At 50.9% G+C, this 1,170-nt stretch carries 1 rRNA gene; it reads right to left on the bottom strand.

The annotated features are described in order from the left end of the window. Positions 1-1,170: ribosomal RNA gene (locus OH458_RS21920) — 23S ribosomal RNA — on the bottom strand; the annotation flags it as partial.

The raw sequence follows: 1,170 nt of genomic DNA, 5'->3' as shown, positions 1-1,170 counted from the left end.
TGCTCGACGTCGTGTCTCAGCCTTAAAGAGAGCCGGATTTACCTAACTCTCAAGCCTACGCACTTGAACCTGGACAACCGTCGCCAGGCCCACCTAGCCTTCTCCGTCCCCCCATCGCAATTGTAAGAAGTACGGGAATATTAACCCGTTTCCCATCGACTACGCCTTTCGGCCTCGCCTTAGGGGTCGACTTACCCTGCCCCGATTAACGTTGGACAGGAACCCTTGGTCTTCCGGCGAGGAGGTTTTTCACCCCCTTTATCGTTACTCATGTCAGCATTCGCACTTCTGATACCTCCAGCATGCTTTACAACACACCTTCAACGGCTTACAGAACGCTCCCCTACCCAATGTTCAAAGAACATTGCCGCAGCTTCGGTTTATAGCTTAGCCCCGTTACATCTTCCGCGCAGGCCGACTCGACTAGTGAGCTATTACGCTTTCTTTAAATGATGGCTGCTTCTAAGCCAACATCCTAGCTGTCTAAGCCTTCCCACATCGTTTCCCACTTAGCTATAATTTGGGACCTTAGCTGGCGGTCTGGGTTGTTTCCCTCTCCACGACGGACGTTAGCACCCGCCGTGTGTCTCCCGGATAGTACTTACTGGTATTCGGAGTTTGCAAAGGGTTGGTAAGTCGGGATGACCCCCTAGCCTTAACAGTGCTCTACCCCCAGTAGTATTCGTCCGAGGCTCTACCTAAATAGATTTCGGGGAGAACCAGCTATCTCCAGGTTTGATTGGCCTTTCACCCCTAGCCACAAGTCATCCGCTAATTTTTCAACATTAGTCGGTTCGGTCCTCCAGTTGATGTTACTCAACCTTCAACCTGCCCATGGCTAGATCACCTGGTTTCGGGTCTATATCCAGCAACTCGACGCCCAGTTAAGACTCGATTTCTCTACGGCTCCCCTAGATGGTTAACCTTGCTACTGAATATAAGTCGCTGACCCATTATACAAAAGGTACGCAGTCACACCACGAAGGTGCTCCTACTGCTTGTACGTACACGGTTTCAGGTTCTATTTCACTCCCCTCACAGGGGTTCTTTTCGCCTTTCCCTCACGGTACTGGTTCACTATCGGTCAGTCAGTAGTATTTAGCCTTGGAGGATGGTCCCCCCATATTCAGACAGGATATCACGTGTCCCGCCCTACTCGATTTCACTGAA

The organism is Vibrio sp. MarTm2, from assembly GCF_027587055.1.
Classification (GTDB): Bacteria; Pseudomonadota; Gammaproteobacteria; order Enterobacterales; family Vibrionaceae; genus Vibrio; species Vibrio sinaloensis_D.
This window is presented reverse-complemented; position numbering and strand designations above follow the sequence as displayed.